Source organism: Campylobacter lari (assembly GCF_001017575.1).
Taxonomy (GTDB): domain Bacteria; phylum Campylobacterota; class Campylobacteria; order Campylobacterales; family Campylobacteraceae; genus Campylobacter_D; species Campylobacter_D lari_C.
Genome location: NZ_CP011372.1, coordinates 151933 through 171522, shown reverse-complemented (window position 1 = coordinate 171522; position 19590 = coordinate 151933). Strand labels below are relative to the sequence as shown.

The following is a 19590-nucleotide window of genomic DNA, read 5'->3' as shown; positions in this document are numbered from 1 at the left end:
TTTTTACTCAGTTTGCAAAGCAACTTTTTGGAAACCTAAATGTTTCATTGTTCTTAAAACACTCATTACATCATCATATTTTAGATTCTTATCTGCTCTTATGAAAACTGTCTCTTGTGTGTTATACTGAAGTTTTAAAGCATTCATATTATCCGCAAAACTTATAAAATCAAATTTATCTTTTCCTATAAAAATTTCTTTTTTTGCATTAATTGTTACAATTAAACTTTTAATATTTGGAGCACTTGAAGTTTTTTGCGAACCTTGAGGAAGTTGAACTTTTTCTTCATATGTGATACTTGGTGCTGTTACCATTAAAATAGCAAGCAACACAAGCATAATATCTACCAAAGGTGTAATATTTAATTCGGGTTTTTCTTCTAAAAACATAAATTAAGCCTTTATAGAACTTACCAGCACCTTAATTTCACTATCTAAGATATTAATCAACTCATAAGCCTTGCGTTTGATAATCAAATGAAAGCTATATGCAGGGATTGCTACTAAAATCCCACAACCTGTAGCCACCAAAGCTTCACTAATTTTAGGAGCAATAATGCTTAAAGAATTTTGCATTTCTAAACCACCAAAGGTTTCAAGTATAGAAATCACTGTACCAAAAAGCCCTATAAAAGGAGAGGTTGAAGCTATGATACTAAGCCAAGTTAATCCTATTGTAGCTTTTTTTTCTACAGAATTTTTATAAATGTTCATTTTAGTTTCATCAATTTCCACACATTTTTTTAAAATTGACGCACTTTGACTTAAATCTTTTTCCCCTCTCATTAAAGCTTCTAAAGCTTGACTTTCATTTTGAGTCCATTTATTAATAAGCATTAATCTTGAAAATAAAATACTAAAACTAAGTATAAAATACACTGAAAGCCAAGCTAATACAATATAAGTGATTAAGCTTGTATTTTCAAAGAAATGAAAAATTGCTTGAAAATCCACTATTTTTGCCTTACATTATTATCCATCTTAGCAAAAGTAGAAGCTAAAGCAACGCTATCACTACTCATAGATTTAATCAAATCTTTTGCTTCTTCTAATCTTTTTGCTATTTCACTATCGCTATTTCCACCAACCCATACAGCACCTTTTGCTAAAACACTTACTTTAGTTTCAGATACCTTTGCATGGCCTGAATCAATAGCAACTAATTCATGAGTTGAATCTGATTTTTCTATATCTATAATTCCTGCCTTTAAAGAAGAGATTAAAGACGCGTGTCCTTTTAAAACACCAAACTCACCTTCACTTCCAGGAAGAACAATAGATTTTACATTATCATTATAAATCATACCAAGAGGTGTTACCACCTCTATATGTATTAAATTATCCATTATTAAGCCTTAAGTTTTTCTGCTTTTTCAATAACTTCATCAATTCCACCTACCATATAGAAAGCATTTTCTGGTAAATGGTCGTATTTTCCTTCTAAAATACCTTTAAAGCCTGCTATCGTATCTTCTAAACTAATGTATTTACCAGGACTTCCTGTAAATACTTCTGCAACGAAGAATGGTTGAGATAGGAATTTTTCAATTTTTCTTGCTCTTTCAACAATTAATTTATCTTCTTCACTTAACTCATCCATACCTAAAATAGCAATAATATCTTGCAAATCTTTATATTTTTGAAGCACTGATTGTACTCCACGCGCTACTTTATAATGCTCTTCACCTATAATTTGTGGATCAAGCATTCTTGAAGTAGAATCGAGTGGATCAACAGCTGGATAAATACCTTTTTCAGCAATCGATCTATTTAAAACCGTAGTTGCATCTAAGTGTGCAAAAACAGTTGCAGGAGCAGGGTCTGTTAAGTCATCTGCTGGTACATAAACTGCTTGAACTGAAGTAATAGAGCCTTTTTTGGTTGATGTAATTCTTTCTTGGAATTTACCCATTTCACTAGCTAGAGTTGGTTGATAACCAACAGCTGAAGGAATTCTTCCTAAAAGCGCTGACATTTCTGAACCTGATTGAGAAAATCTAAAGATATTATCAATAAACATCAATACATCAAGTCCCATTTCATCTCTAAAATACTCAGCCATAGTAAGACCTGTTAGAGCAATACGATTTCTTGCGCCTGGTGGTTCATTCATTTGACCATAGCACAGTGCAACTTTATCTAATACGTTACTTTCCTTCATTTCATTATAAAGGTCATTACCTTCACGTGTTCTTTCACCAACACCTGCAAAAACTGAATATCCACTATGTTTAAATGCAACATTGTGAATTAATTCCATAATAATAACGGTTTTACCAACACCGGCACCACCAAAAAGACCAACTTTACCACCTTTAGCATAAGGAGCTAGCAAATCAACTACCTTAATACCTGTTTCAAAAATTTCGCTTTTTGTGCTTTGCTCTTCAAATGGAGGAGGATCTCTGTGAATTGACCAATGTTTATCAAAATTAATCTCTTCGCCCTCATCAATTAAATCACCCGTTACATTAAAAATTCTTCCAAGAACTTTTTCACCCACTGGAACACTGATTGGGTTACCAGTTGCTTCTACTGCTAAACCTCTAACAAGACCATCAGTCATATCCATAGCAATAGTTCTTACTTTATTATCACCTAAATGTGCAGCTACTTCAAGAACTAGCTTACATTCTTTTCCTTCTAATTCATAATTAACAATAATAGCTTCATTAATTTGTGGAAGATATTCTTTAAATTCAACATCAACCACTGGTCCTAAAACTTGAGAAATAAAACCTTGCATCATCACTCCTAAATTTATTTCATTGACTCAACACCGCTGATAATCTCTATCAATTCGGTGGTAATAGATTCTTGTCTTGCTTTATTATAAGCTAAGTTAAGTTGTTTAACTCTTGCTTTTGCATTATTGGTTGCATTATCCATAGCCTGCATTCTTGCACTATGTTCAGCCGCCAAAGAATCAACCAAAGAAAAATACATATTATATTCAAAATAAGTTTTTAGCAAATCATTTAAGATTTCTTCATCTTCTGGCTCTAAGTCCATTAAAGACTGTGATTCTTGTTCTTCCTTACTTGCAATAGCTTGTACTGGCAATAATTCATTAATACGAATTTCTTGAGAAATCATATTTTTATAGCCATTATGTACAATTACAACTTTATCGGTTACTTCATTTACAAAATCATCTACTGCACTTTGTATAATAGCACATGCTTTTTCATAGTCAGGACTAGAGCTTGTATCTAAATACTTTTCTAAAATTTCAATATTTTGAAAATTAAAATACTCTATACCTGTTTTACCAATAGCCCTTAATCTTACTTTGATTTTTTTTGCTTTACAATCTTCAAGCATTTCATTTACTGTTTTAATGGTTTTGATGTTAAAACCACCACATAAACCTTTATCGGCAGTAATAAAAATAATATCCATTTTTTCAATATTGTCTTTTTTTCTAAAAAACGGAAGTTTATCATCAAGACCCTCATATTGATTAATCTTAAATGCAATTTCAGATAAAACTTCATCAATTTTTTGAGCAAAAACTTTTGACTTTTTAGCTGCCTCTTCTGCCTTTCTTAATTTGGCAGTAGAGACAAGCTTCATAGCATTAGTTGTCTTTTGCGTGTTATGAACACTTTTTATTTTTCTTTTAATTTCTTTTAAATTAGACATTTAAAAACCTTATATGTGGTTTGCTTTAAACTCACTCAATGCTTTAGCTAATTTTTCTTCTAAATCTTTATCTAAAGCCTTTTTGGTTCTAATTTGCTCAAAAATTTCTGGATATTTAGCTTCAATAAATGGATATAAAGCCGCTTCAAATTCTCCAATTTTAGAAACTGCTATATCATCTAAATATCCTTTAGTTCCTGCATAAATCATCACTACTTGATTTTCAGCTGAAAGTGGAGAATATGGAGGTTGCTTTAAAACTTCAACCATTCTTTGCCCACGCTCAAGTTGCTTTCTACTTGCTTCATCCAAATCACTTGCAAATTGTGCAAAAGCTTGCAACTCTCTATATTGAGCTAAATCAAGTCTTAATGTACCTGAAACCTGTTTTGTTGCTTTAATTTGTGCAGCACCACCAACACGAGATACAGATAAACCAACATTAATCGCAGGACGAATACCTGAGTTGAATAAATCTGTTTCCAAGAAAATTTGCCCATCTGTGATTGAAATAACATTGGTTGGAATATAAGCTGAAACATCACCCGCTTGAGTTTCAATAATAGGTAATGCTGTTAAGCTTCCCGCGCCAAGCTCATCACTTAATTTACTTGCTCTTTCAAGCAATCTTGAATGTAAATAAAACACATCCCCTGGATAAGCTTCACGACCTGGAGGACGACGTAAGATCAAAGACATCTCACGATATGCAACAGCATGCTTACTTAAATCATCATAAACAATCAACGCATGTCTTGAGTTATCTCTAAAATATTCACCCATAGTTACGCCTGTATATGGAGCAAGATATTGCAATGCAGCAGGATCAGAAGCACCTGCATTTACTACTATACTATAATCCATTGCACCATATTCTTCAAGCTTTTTAACTACTTGAGCAACTGTGCTTTGTTTTTGACCAATTGCAACATAAATACAAATAACATCTTTACCTTTTTGGCTAATGATAGTATCGATTGCTACAGTTGTTTTACCTGTTTGTCTATCACCGATAATTAGCTCTCTTTGTCCTCTACCAATTGGAACTAAAGCATCAATTGCTTTAATACCTGTGTGTAGTGGCTCATGAACGCTTTTTCTAGCCATAATACCTTTTGCTTTTTCTTCCACAAAGCGATATTCACTTGCCTCAATCACACCTTTAGCATCAATTGGCTCACCCAAAGCATTTACAACACGTCCTATCAACGCATCGCCTACCGGAACTTTTAGAAGTTTTTTTAGTCTTTTTACGGAACTTCCTTCTTTAAGACCAAGACCTTTTCCTAAGATAACAATACCAACACTTGATTCTTCAAGGTTAAGCACCATTCCTTTTTCACCATTTTCAAATTCAACCATCTCTCCAGCCATAGCATTCTTAAGACCATAAACCTTAGCAACACCATCAGCAACTGAAATAATTTTACCAGTTTCTTCTATTTCAAGATTAAAGTCAAATTTTTCAATTCTTTCTTTTATAATAGAACTAATTTCATCTGCTTTAAATTTCATCAAATCTCCTTAAATTGCTTTTAATATATATTCATTCATTTTAGCTTTTAAGCTTTGCATTGAAAATGAAATTTCATAACCAAGACCATCTAAGCTAATCTTCACACTGTCATTATCACTTATTTTACTATCTAATCTAATTTTTGCATTAAACTTAGCGCTAAGTTTTTCTTCTAAATTTTTAATTTCTTCTGCACTTAATTGTTCTTTTGAATAAACTTGCCCTAAGAATGTATTTTCTTTTAATGCTTTTTGCTCACTCAATTCTTTAGTGATTTCTGGGATTAACATCTCCCTTTTATTATCTACGATTAAATTTATAAAATTTTTAAAAGCATCGCTTGGATTATCTAATAAAGAAAGTATAAACTCTAGTTTTTTTCCTTGTTTTATCTCATAAGAATTTAAAACATCTATAAATTTATTAGATGCAAAAGCTGAACTTAACTCTAATAAATTAGAATAAAAATCTTCAAAATCATTTCTTTCTAATATCGCCTTTGCATAAGTTTTTGCAATCACACTTTCCATCAAGACACCTTTTTCATCATGATATTTAGAATTTCTTTTTGCTGAAGTTGTAAATTTTGATCTTCAAAAATTTCTTCTAAAACCGCTTGCACAACTTCTTTTTCCATTTTTCTTATTTCATATTCTTTATGTTCTTCATAAGTTTTTTCTAAAGCCTTAATTTCCATTTTCGTTTCAGCTTCTATTTTATCTGTGATAATTTCAGCCTCTTTTTTTGCAAGAGCTACTGCATTGATCGCTTCTTGTTTGGCTAAATCTAGTTTTTTCATCATTTCTAACTTATGATTTTTACTCGCGATAAGCTTTTCTTGAATTTCATTCATTCTAGAAGCAATTTTTGCAATTCTACCATTATAAAAATTTTTCAAAGGAGTTGCAATAAAATAATACAAAATAGCAGCAAATAAAACAAAATTAACCGCTCTTGGAATTATATCATATTCACCACTTCCATTACCTGCTGCAAAAGCATAAAAAGGAAGTACTGATAACAATGCAATTTTTTTCAACATTTATCTTCCTTAAATTTTACTCAAGCTATTTTTAAAGCTTTGTTTAAATTCTGGCATTTTTAAACGCATTTCTTCTTTTAATTCTTTTTCTTTTTCTCTTAGACTTTTAAGAAAAACAAGCATTTGATCTTCTAATTCTCTTTTTCTTGTTGATAATTCTTTTTCTTGTTTTATTTTAGCTTCTTCTATTGCTTTTGCTTTAATTTGATTGATTTCATCTCTTGTTTGAATATGAATTTTTTCTAATTCACTTTCTACATTTGAAACATCATCAGAATTTTTTTTCATTTTTTCTTCATCATTTTTTATAGTTAAATCCCTAGAATCCATAAATTTAATCAAAGGTTTATAGAGCATAGAATTTAAAATCGCTATCATAAACAAAAAAATGACACCGGTGGCTATCATGATGGAAAAATGTACATCATTAAACATTAATACTCCTAAATAAATCTAAATAAAACGCGAAATTATAGCAAAATATACCTAAAAACATATTTAATTTAATGTCTTTAGAAATTCCCTAACCTCATCTTCATTTTCAAAATTTATAGTTATTTTTAAATCTTTTGCATTTACTTTTAAGCCTAAAGATTCAATTTTTTCTTTTAAATTTATTATAGATTGATATTGTTTATTTGAAATTGTGTTTTTTTCTAATTGATTTGTATTTTTAAAATTTTTAATTAATTTTTCAGTATCTCTTACATTGAGCTTTTGTCCTATGATGGTATCAACTATCATTTTTTCTTCTTCTTTTTCAAGCCCCACTAAAACCTTTGCATGACCTTGTGAAATTTTACCTTCTATAATAAAATTTTGCGTTTGCTCATTTAAATTTAAAAGTCTTAAGGTATTAGCAATTTGGGGTCTTGATTTATGGATAAGATCGGCTAATTTTTCTTGAGTGATATCATGAATTTCTAACAATTCCTTATAAGAATGTGCTAGCTCTATAGGATTTAGATTCTCTCTTTGAATATTTTCTATTAAAGCAAGCTCACGTAATTTTATATCATCTACATTTAAAACTACAGCTTTAATCTGTTCTTTTTCTAAAAGCTTACATGCTCTAAATCTTCTCTCACCTGCTATTAAAATATAATCAAATTCATCTTTTTTAAAAACCACAACAGGCTGAATCAAACCATATTCTTTAATAGAACCTGCAAGTTCTTCTAAAGCTTGGGTATCAAAATTTTTTCTTGGTTGATAAGGGTTTGGGCTAATTAAATCTATATCAATTTCTTCTATTCTACCTTCATTAGAGCCTAATTCTTTTTCATAAACCTCATCAATATCAGCCAAAATACTACTTAAACCTCTTCCTAATGCACTTTTTTTTGCCATTTTTTATCCTAATATAGAATGTGCTAAATTTTGATATGCCACTGAACCTGGAGATTTTATATCATAAAGTATAATAGGCTTTCCATAGCTTGGACTTTCAGCAAGTTTTACATTTCTTGGTATGATGATGAAATCATCTTCATTATCACCTGTTCTAAATAGCTTTTGTTTGAAATTTTGCTTTAAATCTTCCACAGTATCTTTTGAAAGATTATTTTGTGAGCTATACATAGTTGGTAAAAAGCCTTTTATTTTTAGTTTTGGATTGATAGTTTTTTTTACAAATTTAATAGTGTTTAAAACCATCGCAACACCCTCAAGTGCATAAAACTCACATTGTATAGGAATAATAACACTATCACTTGCTGCAAAAGCATTTACCGTAATGCTTCCAAGTGCAGGAGGTGAGTCAATGATAATAAAATCATAATCTTTGGCAATTTCTTTAATTTTTTCTCTTAAAATTGTTCTATATTCTCCGCTTTCTTTTACTACTTCTTGCTCAATTCCAACCAAAGAAATATTTGATGGAGCTAAGTATAATTGCGGAAGCTCAGTTTTTAAAATAATCTCAGAAAGTTTTTTCCTACCTATAAAAACATGATAAATATTATATTCATAATTACTTCTATTAAAACCAAGTCCTGTTGTAGCATTAGCTTGTGGATCAATATCTATCAAAAGAACCTTTTTTTCAGCTACTGCCAAAGAAGCCGCTAGATTAATAGCGGTAGTAGTTTTACCTACTCCACCTTTTTGATTTGCAATAGTTATTATCTCACTCATCTTAAACTATATATCCTTTTATTATCTAACAATATAGAACCATCTTTATACAATAAAGCATCTTTTAAAGATAAAATCTTACCTTCATTATGTATAAAAAAATTTCTTGATTTTTCAAATTCTAGCATATACTTGCTAAAAATATTCTTCCATAAAATTTTCTCATCTACATAAGAAAAATACTCATTTAAAAGTTTTGTTATATCCACTTCTATGTCTAAAATTTCAGCTTTAAATGGAGCATATTTAAGATTAATCCCCATTCCTACAACCAAAAAATCATTGATTTTAGAACTCATCAATCCGCCTATTTTTTTATCTTCTATATAAAAATCATTAGGCCATTTAATCCATACTTTTGAATTTTGTCTTTGCAGTACTTCTTTCATTAAAAATGCAAAATATATACTAGCAGAAGCTAAAGGAAGATCTTGTGCTAATTCTTGAGTTTTTATACAAAAAGATACATGTAAATTTCCTTGCTTACTTTGCCAAGTATTATCCCTACTACCTATACCGGCACTTTGGATAAAAGCACAAATGGCTGTATTGCTAGTAATCTCTCCACTGCGAATTTTATCACTTAAATAAACTTGAGTTGATTCAAGCTCATCAAAATAAACTATCTCCAAGTTTTAACCTTTTTCCATTTAAATAAGTCTTAGCATCTAAAGCTTTTTTTCCACTTTCTTGTAAAGTTTTAATCCTTAAAATACCTTTTTTACATGAAAGCAAAAAGCTTTCCTTTTCTATTTGTAAAATCACACCTGATTTTTGAGTTTTTTCACCATCAATTAATTCTATATCTAAAAATTTCAAACCATTTTCTAAAAAAACTCCAGGCCAAGGTGTAAAAGCTAGAAATTTTTGATAGATTTCACTTGCATTATCCAAATTAATCAACCCATCTTCTTTTTTGATTTTTTTACAATGTGTAACCAAACTTTCATCTTGCTTTTTTGGGACAATTTTTTCAAAATTTAAAAGCGTAGAAATAGTAAGCTTAGCTGCTAAATTTGAAAGCATGGTAAAAACCTCAGCTGAATTTTTACCTTCTATATCACATTCTATGTTTTCTAAAATAGCACCACTATCAAGCCCTTCTTCCATAAGCATAGTGCAAACCCCGCTTATTTTATCCCCATTTAAAATAGCACTTTGTATAGGCGAAGCGCCACGATATTTAGGAAGCAAGGAAGCATGTAAATTGATACAAGGAGCAATATCTAAAACTTCTTTTGATAAAATCTTCCCATAAGCAGCAACAACTATAAAGTCAGGTTTTAAGCTTTTTATTCCATTGATTATATTTTCATCTTTTAAGCTTTTTGGAGTGAAAATTTCTATATTTAAATTATTTTCTAAAACAAATTTTTTAGTATCACTTGGAGTTAAAATTTGCTTTCTTCCCACAGGTTTATCAGGCTGGGTAAATAAAGCTTGGACATTAAACCCTTTATCAACAAGCTCTTTTAAAATACATGTTGCATAAGAGGGAGTTCCCATAAAAATGATATTTTTCATAGTGCCGCTATCCTTTTTTGATAAGTTTTTATAGCTTTTTGATATGAAAGCTCAAGATAATCTTTAAAAATTTCAAAATTTTTTCTTGAAGGATTGTTAATACAAATATATCCCATATAAGCATAAATTGGATGAGGCATGATAAGATCAAGCATAGAAAAATCATAATTTAAACTAACAATCTCACCCTTTAAAGCTTTTTTAGGTTTTTGACCAAAAAGATTTTGATAATCTTGATCACAAAGAGAGCAACTTAGACGAAACACACCTTCTCTATTTAAATTCGAAGCTTTATCATTTATGCCATCATTTTCTTTAATAGTACAAAAATAAACTCCGTTTTTTAAAACCTTATCGGGATTATAAAAAAAGCTATGTTCTTTATACGTAAATTTATACACCAAGCCTTTAAAATTGGACTTGATATATTCTTGGATAAAATCTATAGTTAAATTTTCACTCATCAAAGATTATTTTGGTTTCTAATTTTTTTAACTTCTTCTAAAAGCATAAATTTAAGCTCTTTTAAACCTGTTTTTTCAAGGCTTGATACTTTAACAAAAAAGCTTTGTGGATTATTTTGACTTTGCAAATAAGCTTTTAACTCATTATAATCATCTTCCATTTTTTGTGCAAATTCCTCACCTAAATTTACACTATCACTTTTTGAAAGCATTAAGCCAAAATTTCTTGCATAAAGTTTGCTTGAAAATTTTTCTAATTCTTTTCTTAAAATGCAAAATTGTTCTTTTAAACTCATATCTCTTAATGGATCAAGCACAAAAAGTAAAAAAGAAGTTCTTTCTATGTGTCTTAAAAACTCAAGTCCCAAACCCCTACCATCGCTTGCACCTTCTATAATACCTGGAATGTCTGCCATTACAAAAGAATTATAATCATCTACTTCAACCATACCAAGTTTTGGAGTTAAAGTAGTAAATTCATAATTAGCTATTTCAGGTCTTGCATTAGACACTACGCTTATAAGAGTGGATTTTCCTACATTTGGAAAGCCTACAAGCCCAACATCTGCTATGAGTTTTAACTCTAAACGCACGCTTAAGGTTTTTCCTGCCACGCCTGGTTGGGCATAATCTGGGCGTTGATTAGTAGAGTTTTTAAAGTGAGTATTACCAAGACCACCTTTACCGCCTCTTAAAAAGAGTTCTTTTTGGCCTTCTACTAGCATATCAAGTAAAACTTCCCCACTTTGTGCATCAATTACTTGAGTGCCTTGAGGGACAATCAACTCTAAACTCTCCCCTCTTTTGCCATTTTTATTACGGCCCAAACCTGGTTGGCCATTTTGTGCTTTAAGTTCTTTTTTGCCTTTAAAGTGTGCTAGGGTATGAGTATTATTATCACATATAAAATACACATCGCCACCATTTCCACCATCGCCACCATCAGGTCCACCAAGTGGAACATGTTTTTCACGGCGAAAACTCACAGCGCCTTTGCCACCATTACCTGAACTTAAAACTAATTTTACATTATCTATAAACATATATAACCTTAAATAAATTAAAAAGAAGTATATCAAAATATAAATAATTTCAAAAGAGTAGCTTTTTTTAAATTTTAAAGTAGAAAATACACCTAATTTTAGAATATTTATCTCTAATTATTAGGTGTTATAGTATTTGTAACTATATATTATAGCCTCATTTATTTTTTTGATTAGGATTTAATTGCTTCCCGCGATTTCCTTGATTTTGATCATATTGCTTATTTGTTCCAGGTGTACCTTTATTTGGATTTTGCATATTTGATGCATTATCTTTGGGATCAATTTTTTTGTTCATTTAATTCTCCTTTTTTTAAAAAATTATAAAGTTAATAACTTTATAGATATAATTTTATAAAATACACTAGAGACAAATAGGGACAAAATGGAAAAACTCTATCAAAAAAAATATAAAAATAATTATCAAGAATTTATAACAAAAAATTTAAAAAAAGCCTACAAAAGCCAAAGAGAATTTATAGATGCCTATATAGACCTCCAAGAAGAGTGTGGAAAATTATATATTATAGATGAGAGAACAAGAAAACAGTATGTTGATAAATATAAAAAAATCATACAAAGAGGTGCTCCAAAAAATGAAATAGAAAAAATATATAGTTTCTTGCTAGAAAACGAAGAAATAAAAAAAGATAAAATTTATAAACCATTAATTGACGATCAATTTGAAAGAGAAATTTTTGGAGATGAATATTATAAAATTTTAATTAAACACTATTCTGAAGAATAGTGTTTTGCACACTCGATAAAACTTTTTTCATTTTTTTGACATATTTCCAATTTTGCAATACACGCCCATTTTCTTTCATGGCTTAAGTTTAATCCAACGCAAGTTGAAATAAATGCGTATTCTTCTTTTACTGTATAACGAGTTTCATTCTTATAATAATAAACTCCACTACCACCTATAATTAATGCAGTCAAAAAAGGTAAAAAATTATTTTTTCTAGAACTGCTTAATTTCTTATCAGCTAATGTATTTTTTTCTAAGATATATTTTGTTACTTCATCTATATTTTTTATATTTATTTCTGTGTATTGAAGATCCTTCATAGCTTTTTCAATAAGATCTTCTACTTGTTTTATTTTCACATCATCTGAAATTTGCTCTAGAATATATCTTCTTAATTCATCCTTGGATATTCTATACATTCAAAAGCCATCTTGTATTAAGAATTTATATTTACAAAGAATTTTCCTAGATAATCTAGGAAAATTATGCAGGATAAACAGAAACTTTTTTTCTATTTTTATCTTTTCTTTCAAATTTTACAAAACCATCAATTAAAGCAAAAATTGTATGATCTTTTCCCATACCTACGTTATTGCCTGCATGAGTTGCTGTTCCTCTTTGGCGAATGATGATGTTGCCAGCGCGAACAAATTCTCCACCAAATTTTTTAACACCTAGACGACGACCTATAGAATCACGATTATTCTGAGTTGAACCTTGACCTTTCTTGTGTGCCATTCTTTACTCCTTAAGCTTTAATATCTACTACTCTAACGCGAGTAAATTGTCTTCTGAAACCGCGTTTTAATTTTGAGTCTTTTCTACGTCTTTTTTTATAAATTACAACTTTTTTGTCTTTTCCATGAGCAATCACTTCTAAAACAACTTTTGCACCCGCAACAAACGGCGCACCTACCTTTAATTCTTTATCGCATACAGCAAGAACTTCACTTACTTCTACGCTTGATTTTGCTTCAGCTTCAAAACGATCTAGTTTAAGCTCATCACCTTGACTTACTCTGTATTGTTTTCCACTGTGTTTTATAATAGCATACATACAGCTATCCTTTCTTAAAATATTTTGGTAGCACCATAAAGCATTATGTATAAAACATAAATTTAAAAAGCTTTAGTGGTTAAAAGCGGTAATTATATCTTGATTTTATATAAAGTAAGCTTAAGACGCAAAAAGCGTCTTAAGATTTAAATTAAAGCTCTGGCTTTGGAGTTTTTTCAGTTGCTTTTGGAAGTTGAGGATAAGTAATGCTTGGTTTTTTACCTGTTAGGGCATGTAAGAAAGTTTCTATAGAAGCTGCTTCTTTGTCAGAAATTTCTATACCAAGTTGCACACTACCCATTTCTTTGATTGCTTCTTGTAAAGACCAAATAGCACCATTATGGAAGTATGGAGCTGTTTCAGCAATATTTCTTAAGGTTGGAGTTTTAACTAAACCATTTGCATCACCTTTAAAATCTCCTACATTTGCAAATTTATATTTAGCTGCTACTTGGAAAGCCTGCATACTACCACCTAAATTTACCCCTGTATGGCAAGCTGTACAGCCTTTATCGATGAAAGTTTTTAAACCTTCTTTTTCTTTTTTACTTAAAGCTTTTGTATCACCTTCTAAGAATTTATCAAATTTAGATGGAGTCAAAAGTGTTCTTTCGAATGTAGCAATAGCATCTGCGATATTGTCAAAAGTCACTCCGCTGCTTCCATAAACTTTTTTAAATTCTTTTACATATTCTGGCATAGAGGAAATTTTTTCTACTGCTAATTTAGCTGGGGTTGCCATTTCAGGTTCTGCTTCGATTGGCCCTTTTGCTTGATCTGCTAAAGTACCTGCTCTACCATCCCAAAATTGAGTTGAATTTAAAACTGAGTTATAAACTGTTGGCGAATTTAAATGATGAGGATTAGCTGTCCATTTGTGTCCTACAGCAGCTGCTATACCATCAGCACCACCCATACCTAAATTATGACAGGTATTACAAGAAATCAAACCACTTTTAGAAAGTCTTGGTTCAAAATACAATTTTTTACCAAGATTAGCTTTTTCTTTAGAAAATTTGCTAGCCTTAACTCCCATTTCTTTTAATAGTTTTTCAACACCTGCTTGATCCTTTGGTAAAGGTGCTAAACCTGCAGCTTTTGCTTCATCTAATAAAGCTCTATCATTAGCAAAAGCAGTTGATGCAACTAATAATGATGATACAACTAATAATGAAATTTTTTTCATTATCTACTCCTAAATAAGATAAAATAAAGCCTATTTAAAATAAACTTATTGAAAATATATCTATAATTTTCTTTAAACAAAATAAAAAATTTCTATTTAACAATAAAAATTATTATAGGATAAATTATCTCTTAAATATTTATTTCAGGGTTTTTTGCTATCATTTTATAAAGTTTTATAAAATCAGGATAAAAAGTAAATGGAAAATTTAATAATCTATCTTTTGGCTTATCTTATAGGTGCTATACCATTTGGACTTTTACTAGCTCAAATTTTTGCCAAAACAAATATCAAAAATGTAGGTAGTAAAAGCATAGGCGCTACTAATGTTTTAAGAGTAGTAAAAGAAAGTGATCCTAAGCTTGCCAAAACACTTGCTGTTGCAACTATTGTTCTAGATGCACTTAAAGGGATTATACCTATATTAGTAACAAAATTTTTAGGCTATGATGAAAATATCTTATGGACTATGGCGGTTTTAGCGGTATTTGGCCATTGTTTTTCTCCTTATTTAAAATTTGAAGGGGGTAAGGGGGTAGCTACTGGAGCTGGAGTTTTAGCAGTATTTTTACCTTTTGAAATTATATCTGCGGTTTTAGCTTGGTTTATCATAGGAAAGGTATTTAAAATTTCAAGCTTAGCTTCGCTTGGAGCCTTGGTTGTTTTAATCATAACTTCTTTTATATTTCATTATGATATGCCTGTGATTAACACCCATGCGCCGATATTTATTATCGCTTTTATAGTTATTTATAAGCATATACCAAATATTTTAAGATTAATCGGAAAACAAGAATGCAAAGTCATATAAAAGTTAGCTTAGAATTTAAATGTATTATAGGGCTTTTGGATTTTGAAAGAATTCAAGAGCAAAAAGTCTTAATAGAATTAGAAGCTAAAAGTAAAAAATTTTTAGATTATGCAAAATTATGTGCTAGAATAGAAAAAATCTACAAAAAGAAAAAATTTAAAACTATAGAAAAATCTTTAAAATATATATGCAAAGATATCAAAAAGCACCATAAAAAACTTCAGTTTATACATATTACCTGCTATAAGCCTGATATTATTAAAAATGCACGTGTTGGAGCTAGTTTAAGCAAAAAATATTAAAAATTTTTTAAAGAATTTTGAATATTTGCTTAATTTGTGTTATACTTTTGCACTAAAACTATCTTCAAAGGAATAAAATGCGTATTTTAGTTGTAGAAGATGAAGCATCGCTTAACAAAACCTTATCAAATACCTTAAACGAGTTTGGTTACCAAAGTGATACTTCAGAAAATTTTAAAGACGCTGAGTATTTTATAGGTATTAGACACTATGATTTAGTATTATCAAATTGGACTATAGGCAATAACGACGCAAGCGATTTGATCAATGCTATCAAACAAAAATCTCCAAGAACTGCTATAGTTACAATATGCTCAAAAGCAGACAAAGAAAATGAAATCAAAGCTTTAAAAGCTGGAGCAGATGATTATATAAAAAAACCTTTAGATTTTGAAATTTTAATGGCAAGAATCGAAGCTAGACTTAGATTTGGTGGAACTAATGTGATTAAAATTGATGATTTAGTGATTGACCCTGATGAAGAAAAAATCACTTATCAAGGAAAGGATATAGAATTAAAAGGAAAGCCTTTTGAAGTTTTAACTCACCTTGCTAGACATTCTGATCAAATCGTATCAAAAGAACAACTTTTAGATGCTATTTGGGAAGAACCTGAACTTGTAACTCCAAATGTTATAGAAGTTGCAATCAATCAAATAAGACAAAAAATGGATAAACCACTCAATATCTCTACTATAGAAACTGTGCGTCGCAGAGGATATCGCTTTTGTTTTCCTAAAAAAACTAACTAAAAATTTTTAGAATGATTCAATCATTCTAAAAATTAAATTTAATTTTTCTTTCATTTAAATTAGCTATAAGTTTTTATATAGTATAAGTTTGCTTTATTACTCATAAAAGGAAAAGTATGTCACTTTTAATCACTAGAGAATGTATATCCTGTGATGCATGCAGGGAAGAATGTCCAGATGAGGCTATTTATGATAACGATCCAATCTATGTTATAGATCCTGATCTATGCACTGAATGTGTGAATGAATTTTCAGAACCAGCCTGTATAGTAGCCTGTCCTGTAGATTGTATCATACCTGATCCTGACAATGTAGAAAGCATCGATGAACTTCGCTTGAAACATAAAAACAAAGATATTTAATGGCCAAAAAAACAGCAGTAATTGACCTTGGTTCTAATTCCGTTCGTATGGTGGTTTTTGAAAGAACCTCAAGATATGGTTTTTTCATTTGTAGCGAACACAAAAAGAAAGTAAGACTTGGAGAAAATGCCTATAATAATAACAAAATCCTCCAAGAAGAAGCTATGCTTAAAGCAGAGAAAGCTTTGGCTTACTTTAAAGAAAAAGCTTTAAAAGAAAAATGTAGAAAAATTATTGCTGTTGGAACTTCTGCGCTAAGAGATGCACCGAATGCTAAAGATTTCATATCTAGAATAGCAAAAAATGTAGGTTTAAATATCAAATGTATCAACGGAAAAACCGAATCATTTTTAGGCGGTCTTGCTGCGTTAAATTTGTTATCAAATATTCAAAATGCCACTACTATAGACATAGGCGGAGGATCAACCGAGCTTTGCTTGATTAAAGAAGGTAAAATTATAGATTGTATTTCACTTGATCTTGGTACGGTAAGATTAAAAGAAATCTTTTATGACACTAAAAGATTAAATGCGCTAGATCAGTTTATACAAGAAGCGCTAATGCAAGTTCCAAAGCGCTTTCAAAATGATAATATTATTGCCATAGGTGGGAGCTTAAGAGCGTTATCAAATTCTATAATGAAAAAAAACTCTTATCCATTAAAAATAATCCATAATTTCAGCTATAGTTTTGAGAAAGAAAAAAACCACATAGAAAAAATTCAAAATGCTAAAAATTTAGTTGATTTTAATATCAAAAAGGATCGTTTTGATACCATAAAAGAAGGCTGCGTAATCTTTTTAGCCTTAGCAAAAAACTTAAAAGCCAAAAATATCATCACCTCAGCAGTGGGTGTAAGAGAGGGCGTGTTTTTATCCAATCTTTTTCAAAAATATGCCAATATAAAAAACGACACTACCGATTTTTCAAAATTTAATGCTAAATTTCCACCTAATTTTAATCCGAGTTTAAAATCTTTACAAGATCGCTTTAATATAGACTATAGTGATAAAAGCGCATATTTTGCAAATAAATTATTTGATGTACTTTTACCTGTTCATAAAGTTGATATTAGCTTTAAAAAAGATCTTTTAAATGCTGCCAAACTAGCCCACATAGGCGAAAGAATTAATTTTTATTTTGCTAATGAGCATAGTGCCTACATGGCAATGAGTGGCTTAAATTTTGGCTTTTCACATAAGGAAATTTTACTTATTGCAACTCTTTTAAAGGCCAATGGTAAAAAAATCAATCCATTTGCTATTGAACATGTTAAAGAGTTATTACCAAACAATCATATATTAACTTGGCTTAATTTCATTCTTGCATTAGCAAAAAAATTAGCAAAAGATACTGATATAAATCTTGATTTTATGCTAAAAAACCATACTTTATATATTTACTCAGATAAAAAGCAAATTTATTTTTCAAAAGAAGAGATTAAAAAGATTTCAAAGCCAAAGCTTATCATTTTAGCTTTTAATCAAAAAAATTAATTATTTTGTTTTAAAAGTAAATTTTGCAATCTTTGTTTATTTTCTTCAAAATAAGAGTCAAAATCTTTTTCTTTTGGCTTTTGGGATGTTTGATTTTGTTCGTCATTTTTCATCATAGCTTCACTTGTTTCTAATACTACATTAGAATTTCCTATAATCATAGTATAGCGTTTTAAGCCATACTCAAAAACCACAAGTTGGTTATGTCTATCAAGTGGTCTTTGAAAAATCAAATTAAAATTTCTATCTAAAGGATGTTTTTGTCTTAAATACATTTTTAAAAACCAAAGTCCAATAAGCAAAAGTATCAAAACACTTACAACTAAAATATAATTTGTAAAATCATACTCTTGCATTTTTATTTCCTCATCTTTTTCATTTAAGTTTTTTTTGGTAGTTAAATTTGTGCCCTCTTTTTGCGCACGTAATCTTAATCCATACTCACCAATCGTATCTGCATTAATTTGTATCTTATCGCCAATACTTAAAGCTATAAAAGTTTTTTTACCTTCTGAAAAAATTTTTATTTTTTTAACAATATTAGAATTTATTATCTTATCTTCTTCTTTAGCACTTTGAGCATTTAGTGTAAAGATGATAATATCGCCTTTTCTCTTTTGACTAATGCCTTCTTTATAAGGAATATCAAATGAAAAAGTAATATCCACCCTATCTTCTCTAGGATAGATATTATAATCAAGAATTTTTGCCCCAAAAAGAGGCAAAGCAAGTAGTAAAATCCAAACAAATTTCATTGCAATTCTTTTTTAAAATACTGCAATACTGATTTAGAATCTAAAATCTCATTAATTCTTATTGCGAGGTTTTTTTCATACACCATTACCTCGCCTTTTCCAAAAATTCTTTTATTTAAGTAAAGCTCCACACTCTCACCTGCTGGCTTTTCAAGATCTATCACAGAACCAACTTCTAGCTTTAAAAGATCTCTTACACTCATATTAGTCGTGCCAAGCTCACTAACAAAATCAACACTAATATCTAAAATATCTTCATAAGATTGCAATAATCCTAAATGATCTTCTATCATATTTTTTTATAACCTATTCTAAAGGAAGCATTTTTTACTTCATAAGTAAATTTTTCTTTGAGTTTAATTTTTGAAAATCCATCAATACGTCCTAAATACTCAGGAACCCCTAAGCGATATTCATCTTTTCCATTAGTATCGTTAAGTAATTTTTTAGCATAACCTATAATTTGATTAGCCACTTCTTTTACTAAATCTGCTAATCCATCTTCTTTTAATTCTTCATGTAGTAAAAACAACGCAATTTCATTTAAAGCTTGTTTTTGGAAAAATAAATAAAAACTATATTCTTCATCTTTAAAATACAAAGGTATAGAAGCTCCATAAAGCTCACCCCTAATCATACTTTTTTGTGAAATTTTTAATTTTAAAATATGCTCAAAAAAATGATAAATCGAATACTCAAGTGTTTTAGTCATAGTTTTTCCTTAGATAACTTAATTAAATTTATTTTA

29 protein-coding genes are annotated in these 19590 nt (G+C 29.7%); 6 read left to right on the top strand and 23 right to left on the bottom strand.

Going from position 1 to position 19590, the window contains the following annotated elements:
• Positions 1–3 precede the first annotated feature (3 nt).
• The 16 genes from CD56_RS00995 to CD56_RS08345 form a co-directional block, all read right to left on the bottom strand.
• Positions 4–390 carry an ExbD/TolR family protein gene (locus CD56_RS00995; protein ID WP_047207921.1) on the bottom strand — a complete coding sequence of 129 codons (387 nt, stop codon included), beginning with the start codon at positions 388–390 and terminating at the stop codon, positions 4–6.
• A gap of 3 nt (positions 391–393) precedes the next feature.
• Complete coding sequence (locus tag CD56_RS00990) at positions 394–954, bottom strand: MotA/TolQ/ExbB proton channel family protein (protein ID WP_039617360.1); 561 nt, start codon at positions 952–954, stop codon at positions 394–396.
• On the bottom strand, positions 954–1346 hold the full coding sequence (atpC, locus tag CD56_RS00985; protein ID WP_039625212.1) for an ATP synthase F1 subunit epsilon: 393 nt from the start codon (positions 1344–1346) through the stop codon (positions 954–956). Before atpC ends, CD56_RS00990 begins: the two co-directional genes overlap by 1 nt.
• 2 nt (positions 1347–1348) lie before the next feature.
• The gene (atpD, locus tag CD56_RS00980; protein WP_039617358.1) at positions 1349–2746 is read right to left on the bottom strand and encodes a F0F1 ATP synthase subunit beta; all 1398 of its coding nucleotides are present in this window, start codon (positions 2744–2746) and stop codon (positions 1349–1351) included.
• A 14-nt stretch (positions 2747–2760) separates the two neighbouring features.
• The gene (gene atpG, locus CD56_RS00975; RefSeq protein ID WP_039617357.1) at positions 2761–3645 is read right to left on the bottom strand and encodes an ATP synthase F1 subunit gamma; all 885 of its coding nucleotides are present in this window, start codon (positions 3643–3645) and stop codon (positions 2761–2763) included.
• Positions 3646–3654: 9 nt separating this feature from the next.
• Positions 3655–5160, bottom strand: coding sequence for a F0F1 ATP synthase subunit alpha (gene atpA / locus CD56_RS00970; protein ID WP_039617356.1), 1506 nt, complete (start codon positions 5158–5160; stop codon positions 3655–3657).
• A 9-nt stretch (positions 5161–5169) separates the two neighbouring features.
• Positions 5170–5691 (bottom strand): F0F1 ATP synthase subunit delta, encoded by a 522-nt coding sequence (locus CD56_RS00965; protein WP_039627810.1) that lies wholly within the window; start codon positions 5689–5691, stop codon positions 5170–5172.
• The gene (locus CD56_RS00960; protein WP_039627808.1) at positions 5691–6203 is read right to left on the bottom strand and encodes a F0F1 ATP synthase subunit B; all 513 of its coding nucleotides are present in this window, start codon (positions 6201–6203) and stop codon (positions 5691–5693) included. The genes CD56_RS00965 and CD56_RS00960 overlap by 1 nt, the downstream gene beginning before the upstream one ends.
• 9 nt (positions 6204–6212) lie before the next feature.
• Entirely contained in the window at positions 6213–6638 is a 426-nt protein-coding gene (locus CD56_RS00955; RefSeq protein WP_047207920.1) for a FoF1 ATP synthase subunit B', read from the bottom strand.
• Positions 6639–6701: 63 nt separating this feature from the next.
• Positions 6702–7553, bottom strand: a complete 852-nt coding sequence (locus tag CD56_RS00950) for a ParB/RepB/Spo0J family partition protein (protein ID WP_039627805.1) — start codon at positions 7551–7553, stop codon at positions 6702–6704.
• 3 nt (positions 7554–7556) lie between these two features.
• Positions 7557–8339, bottom strand: coding sequence for a ParA family protein (locus CD56_RS00945; RefSeq protein WP_012660935.1), 783 nt, complete (start codon positions 8337–8339; stop codon positions 7557–7559).
• Positions 8336–8971, bottom strand: coding sequence for a biotin--[acetyl-CoA-carboxylase] ligase (locus CD56_RS00940; RefSeq protein WP_039627803.1), 636 nt, complete (start codon positions 8969–8971; stop codon positions 8336–8338). Before CD56_RS00940 ends, CD56_RS00945 begins: the two co-directional genes overlap by 4 nt.
• Positions 8952–9863, bottom strand: coding sequence for a methionyl-tRNA formyltransferase (fmt, locus tag CD56_RS00935; RefSeq protein ID WP_047207919.1), 912 nt, complete (start codon positions 9861–9863; stop codon positions 8952–8954). The genes CD56_RS00940 and fmt overlap by 20 nt, the downstream gene beginning before the upstream one ends.
• A complete protein-coding gene (locus CD56_RS00930) occupies positions 9860–10327 on the bottom strand; it encodes a DUF6194 family protein (RefSeq protein ID WP_039627800.1) in 468 nt (155 codons plus the stop codon). The genes fmt and CD56_RS00930 overlap by 4 nt, the downstream gene beginning before the upstream one ends.
• Positions 10327–11370 (bottom strand): GTPase ObgE, encoded by a 1044-nt coding sequence (gene obgE, locus CD56_RS00925; RefSeq protein WP_047207918.1) that lies wholly within the window; start codon positions 11368–11370, stop codon positions 10327–10329. The genes CD56_RS00930 and obgE overlap by 1 nt, the downstream gene beginning before the upstream one ends.
• Positions 11371–11527: 157 nt before the next feature.
• Entirely contained in the window at positions 11528–11668 is a 141-nt protein-coding gene (locus CD56_RS08345) for a hypothetical protein (RefSeq protein WP_192860679.1), read from the bottom strand.
• Positions 11669–11755: 87 nt separating this feature from the next.
• Here CD56_RS08345 and CD56_RS00920 point away from each other — a divergent pair, with 87 nt between their 5' ends.
• On the top strand, positions 11756–12118 hold the full coding sequence (locus tag CD56_RS00920; RefSeq protein WP_047207917.1) for a hypothetical protein: 363 nt from the start codon (positions 11756–11758) through the stop codon (positions 12116–12118).
• On the opposite strand, the gene CD56_RS00915 is transcribed toward CD56_RS00920, so the two are convergent.
• From CD56_RS00915 to CD56_RS00900, 4 genes are all read right to left on the bottom strand, one after another.
• On the bottom strand, positions 12103–12540 hold the full coding sequence (locus CD56_RS00915; RefSeq protein ID WP_047207916.1) for a hypothetical protein: 438 nt from the start codon (positions 12538–12540) through the stop codon (positions 12103–12105). The genes CD56_RS00920 and CD56_RS00915 overlap by 16 nt on opposite strands.
• Before the next feature lie 64 nt (positions 12541–12604).
• The gene (gene rpmA / locus CD56_RS00910) at positions 12605–12859 is read right to left on the bottom strand and encodes a 50S ribosomal protein L27 (protein ID WP_002862355.1); all 255 of its coding nucleotides are present in this window, start codon (positions 12857–12859) and stop codon (positions 12605–12607) included.
• Positions 12860–12869: 10 nt separating this feature from the next.
• Positions 12870–13178 (bottom strand): 50S ribosomal protein L21, encoded by a 309-nt coding sequence (gene rplU / locus CD56_RS00905; RefSeq protein WP_039617324.1) that lies wholly within the window; start codon positions 13176–13178, stop codon positions 12870–12872.
• Between the two features lie 151 nt (positions 13179–13329).
• A complete protein-coding gene (locus tag CD56_RS00900) occupies positions 13330–14364 on the bottom strand; it encodes a cytochrome-c peroxidase (RefSeq protein WP_047207915.1) in 1035 nt (344 codons plus the stop codon).
• A gap of 199 nt (positions 14365–14563) precedes the next feature.
• Here CD56_RS00900 and plsY point away from each other — a divergent pair, with 199 nt between their 5' ends.
• The 5 genes from plsY (at position 14564) to CD56_RS00875 (ending at position 18087) form a co-directional block, all read left to right on the top strand.
• On the top strand, positions 14564–15175 hold the full coding sequence (gene plsY / locus CD56_RS00895) for a glycerol-3-phosphate 1-O-acyltransferase PlsY (protein ID WP_047207914.1): 612 nt from the start codon (positions 14564–14566) through the stop codon (positions 15173–15175).
• Complete coding sequence (locus tag CD56_RS00890) at positions 15160–15477, top strand: dihydroneopterin aldolase (protein WP_047207913.1); 318 nt, start codon at positions 15160–15162, stop codon at positions 15475–15477. The genes plsY and CD56_RS00890 overlap by 16 nt, the downstream gene beginning before the upstream one ends.
• A gap of 77 nt (positions 15478–15554) precedes the next feature.
• Entirely contained in the window at positions 15555–16229 is a 675-nt protein-coding gene (gene hsrA, locus CD56_RS00885) for a homeostatic response regulator transcription factor HsrA (protein WP_039617309.1), read from the top strand.
• Positions 16230–16345: 116 nt separating this feature from the next.
• Positions 16346–16591: a YfhL family 4Fe-4S dicluster ferredoxin gene (locus tag CD56_RS00880; RefSeq protein ID WP_012660922.1), complete on the top strand. Its 246-nt coding sequence runs from the start codon at positions 16346–16348 to the stop codon at positions 16589–16591.
• Entirely contained in the window at positions 16591–18087 is a 1497-nt protein-coding gene (locus tag CD56_RS00875) for a Ppx/GppA phosphatase family protein (RefSeq protein ID WP_047207912.1), read from the top strand. Before CD56_RS00880 ends, CD56_RS00875 begins: the two co-directional genes overlap by 1 nt.
• Here the strand turns inward: CD56_RS00875 and CD56_RS00870 are convergent.
• Genes CD56_RS00870 through CD56_RS00860 form a run of 3 tightly spaced genes read right to left on the bottom strand, consistent with a single transcriptional unit; the run spans position 18084 to position 19554 of the window.
• On the bottom strand, positions 18084–18842 hold the full coding sequence (locus tag CD56_RS00870) for a hypothetical protein (RefSeq protein ID WP_039627795.1): 759 nt from the start codon (positions 18840–18842) through the stop codon (positions 18084–18086). The two genes, CD56_RS00875 and CD56_RS00870, sit on opposite strands and share 4 nt — an antisense overlap.
• The gene (gene fliN, locus CD56_RS00865; protein ID WP_039617302.1) at positions 18839–19135 is read right to left on the bottom strand and encodes a flagellar motor switch protein FliN; all 297 of its coding nucleotides are present in this window, start codon (positions 19133–19135) and stop codon (positions 18839–18841) included. The genes CD56_RS00870 and fliN overlap by 4 nt, the downstream gene beginning before the upstream one ends.
• On the bottom strand, positions 19132–19554 hold the full coding sequence (locus CD56_RS00860) for a hypothetical protein (protein ID WP_039627794.1): 423 nt from the start codon (positions 19552–19554) through the stop codon (positions 19132–19134). Before CD56_RS00860 ends, fliN begins: the two co-directional genes overlap by 4 nt.
• Positions 19555–19590 lie beyond the last annotated feature (36 nt).

Bases quoted from the DNA above. Each gene is read 5' to 3' on its own strand.
- CD56_RS00875 (WP_047207912.1), top strand. From the start codon at position 16,591: ATGGCCAAAAAAACAGCAGTAATTGACCTTGGTTCTAATTCCGTTCGT.
- CD56_RS00915 (WP_047207916.1), bottom strand. From the start codon at position 12,540: ATGTATAGAATATCCAAGGATGAATTAAGAAGATATATTCTAGAGCAA.
- CD56_RS00880 (WP_012660922.1), top strand. From the start codon at position 16,346: ATGTCACTTTTAATCACTAGAGAATGTATATCCTGTGATGCATGCAGG.
- CD56_RS00955 (WP_047207920.1), bottom strand. From the start codon at position 6,638: ATGTTTAATGATGTACATTTTTCCATCATGATAGCCACCGGTGTCATT.
- CD56_RS00930 (WP_039627800.1), bottom strand. From the start codon at position 10,327: ATGAGTGAAAATTTAACTATAGATTTTATCCAAGAATATATCAAGTCC.
- rplU (WP_039617324.1), bottom strand. From the start codon at position 13,178: ATGTATGCTATTATAAAACACAGTGGAAAACAATACAGAGTAAGTCAA.
- atpA (WP_039617356.1), bottom strand. From the start codon at position 5,160: ATGAAATTTAAAGCAGATGAAATTAGTTCTATTATAAAAGAAAGAATT.
- CD56_RS00950 (WP_039627805.1), bottom strand. From the start codon at position 7,553: ATGGCAAAAAAAAGTGCATTAGGAAGAGGTTTAAGTAGTATTTTGGCT.
- obgE (WP_047207918.1), bottom strand. From the start codon at position 11,370: ATGTTTATAGATAATGTAAAATTAGTTTTAAGTTCAGGTAATGGTGGC.
- rpmA (WP_002862355.1), bottom strand. From the start codon at position 12,859: ATGGCACACAAGAAAGGTCAAGGTTCAACTCAGAATAATCGTGATTCT.
- CD56_RS08345 (WP_192860679.1), bottom strand. From the start codon at position 11,668: ATGAACAAAAAAATTGATCCCAAAGATAATGCATCAAATATGCAAAAT.
- CD56_RS00945 (WP_012660935.1), bottom strand. From the start codon at position 8,339: ATGAGTGAGATAATAACTATTGCAAATCAAAAAGGTGGAGTAGGTAAA.
- CD56_RS00870 (WP_039627795.1), bottom strand. From the start codon at position 18,842: ATGAAATTTGTTTGGATTTTACTACTTGCTTTGCCTCTTTTTGGGGCA.
- atpC (WP_039625212.1), bottom strand. From the start codon at position 1,346: ATGGATAATTTAATACATATAGAGGTGGTAACACCTCTTGGTATGATT.
- fliN (WP_039617302.1), bottom strand. From the start codon at position 19,135: ATGATAGAAGATCATTTAGGATTATTGCAATCTTATGAAGATATTTTA.
- CD56_RS00890 (WP_047207913.1), top strand. From the start codon at position 15,160: ATGCAAAGTCATATAAAAGTTAGCTTAGAATTTAAATGTATTATAGGG.
- CD56_RS00995 (WP_047207921.1), bottom strand. From the start codon at position 390: ATGTTTTTAGAAGAAAAACCCGAATTAAATATTACACCTTTGGTAGAT.
- CD56_RS00965 (WP_039627810.1), bottom strand. From the start codon at position 5,691: ATGGAAAGTGTGATTGCAAAAACTTATGCAAAGGCGATATTAGAAAGA.
- CD56_RS00960 (WP_039627808.1), bottom strand. From the start codon at position 6,203: ATGTTGAAAAAAATTGCATTGTTATCAGTACTTCCTTTTTATGCTTTT.
- hsrA (WP_039617309.1), top strand. From the start codon at position 15,555: ATGCGTATTTTAGTTGTAGAAGATGAAGCATCGCTTAACAAAACCTTA.
- fmt (WP_047207919.1), bottom strand. From the start codon at position 9,863: ATGAAAAATATCATTTTTATGGGAACTCCCTCTTATGCAACATGTATT.
- atpD (WP_039617358.1), bottom strand. From the start codon at position 2,746: ATGCAAGGTTTTATTTCTCAAGTTTTAGGACCAGTGGTTGATGTTGAA.
- CD56_RS00920 (WP_047207917.1), top strand. From the start codon at position 11,756: ATGGAAAAACTCTATCAAAAAAAATATAAAAATAATTATCAAGAATTT.
- CD56_RS00860 (WP_039627794.1), bottom strand. From the start codon at position 19,554: ATGACTAAAACACTTGAGTATTCGATTTATCATTTTTTTGAGCATATT.
- CD56_RS00900 (WP_047207915.1), bottom strand. From the start codon at position 14,364: ATGAAAAAAATTTCATTATTAGTTGTATCATCATTATTAGTTGCATCA.
- atpG (WP_039617357.1), bottom strand. From the start codon at position 3,645: ATGTCTAATTTAAAAGAAATTAAAAGAAAAATAAAAAGTGTTCATAAC.
- plsY (WP_047207914.1), top strand. From the start codon at position 14,564: ATGGAAAATTTAATAATCTATCTTTTGGCTTATCTTATAGGTGCTATA.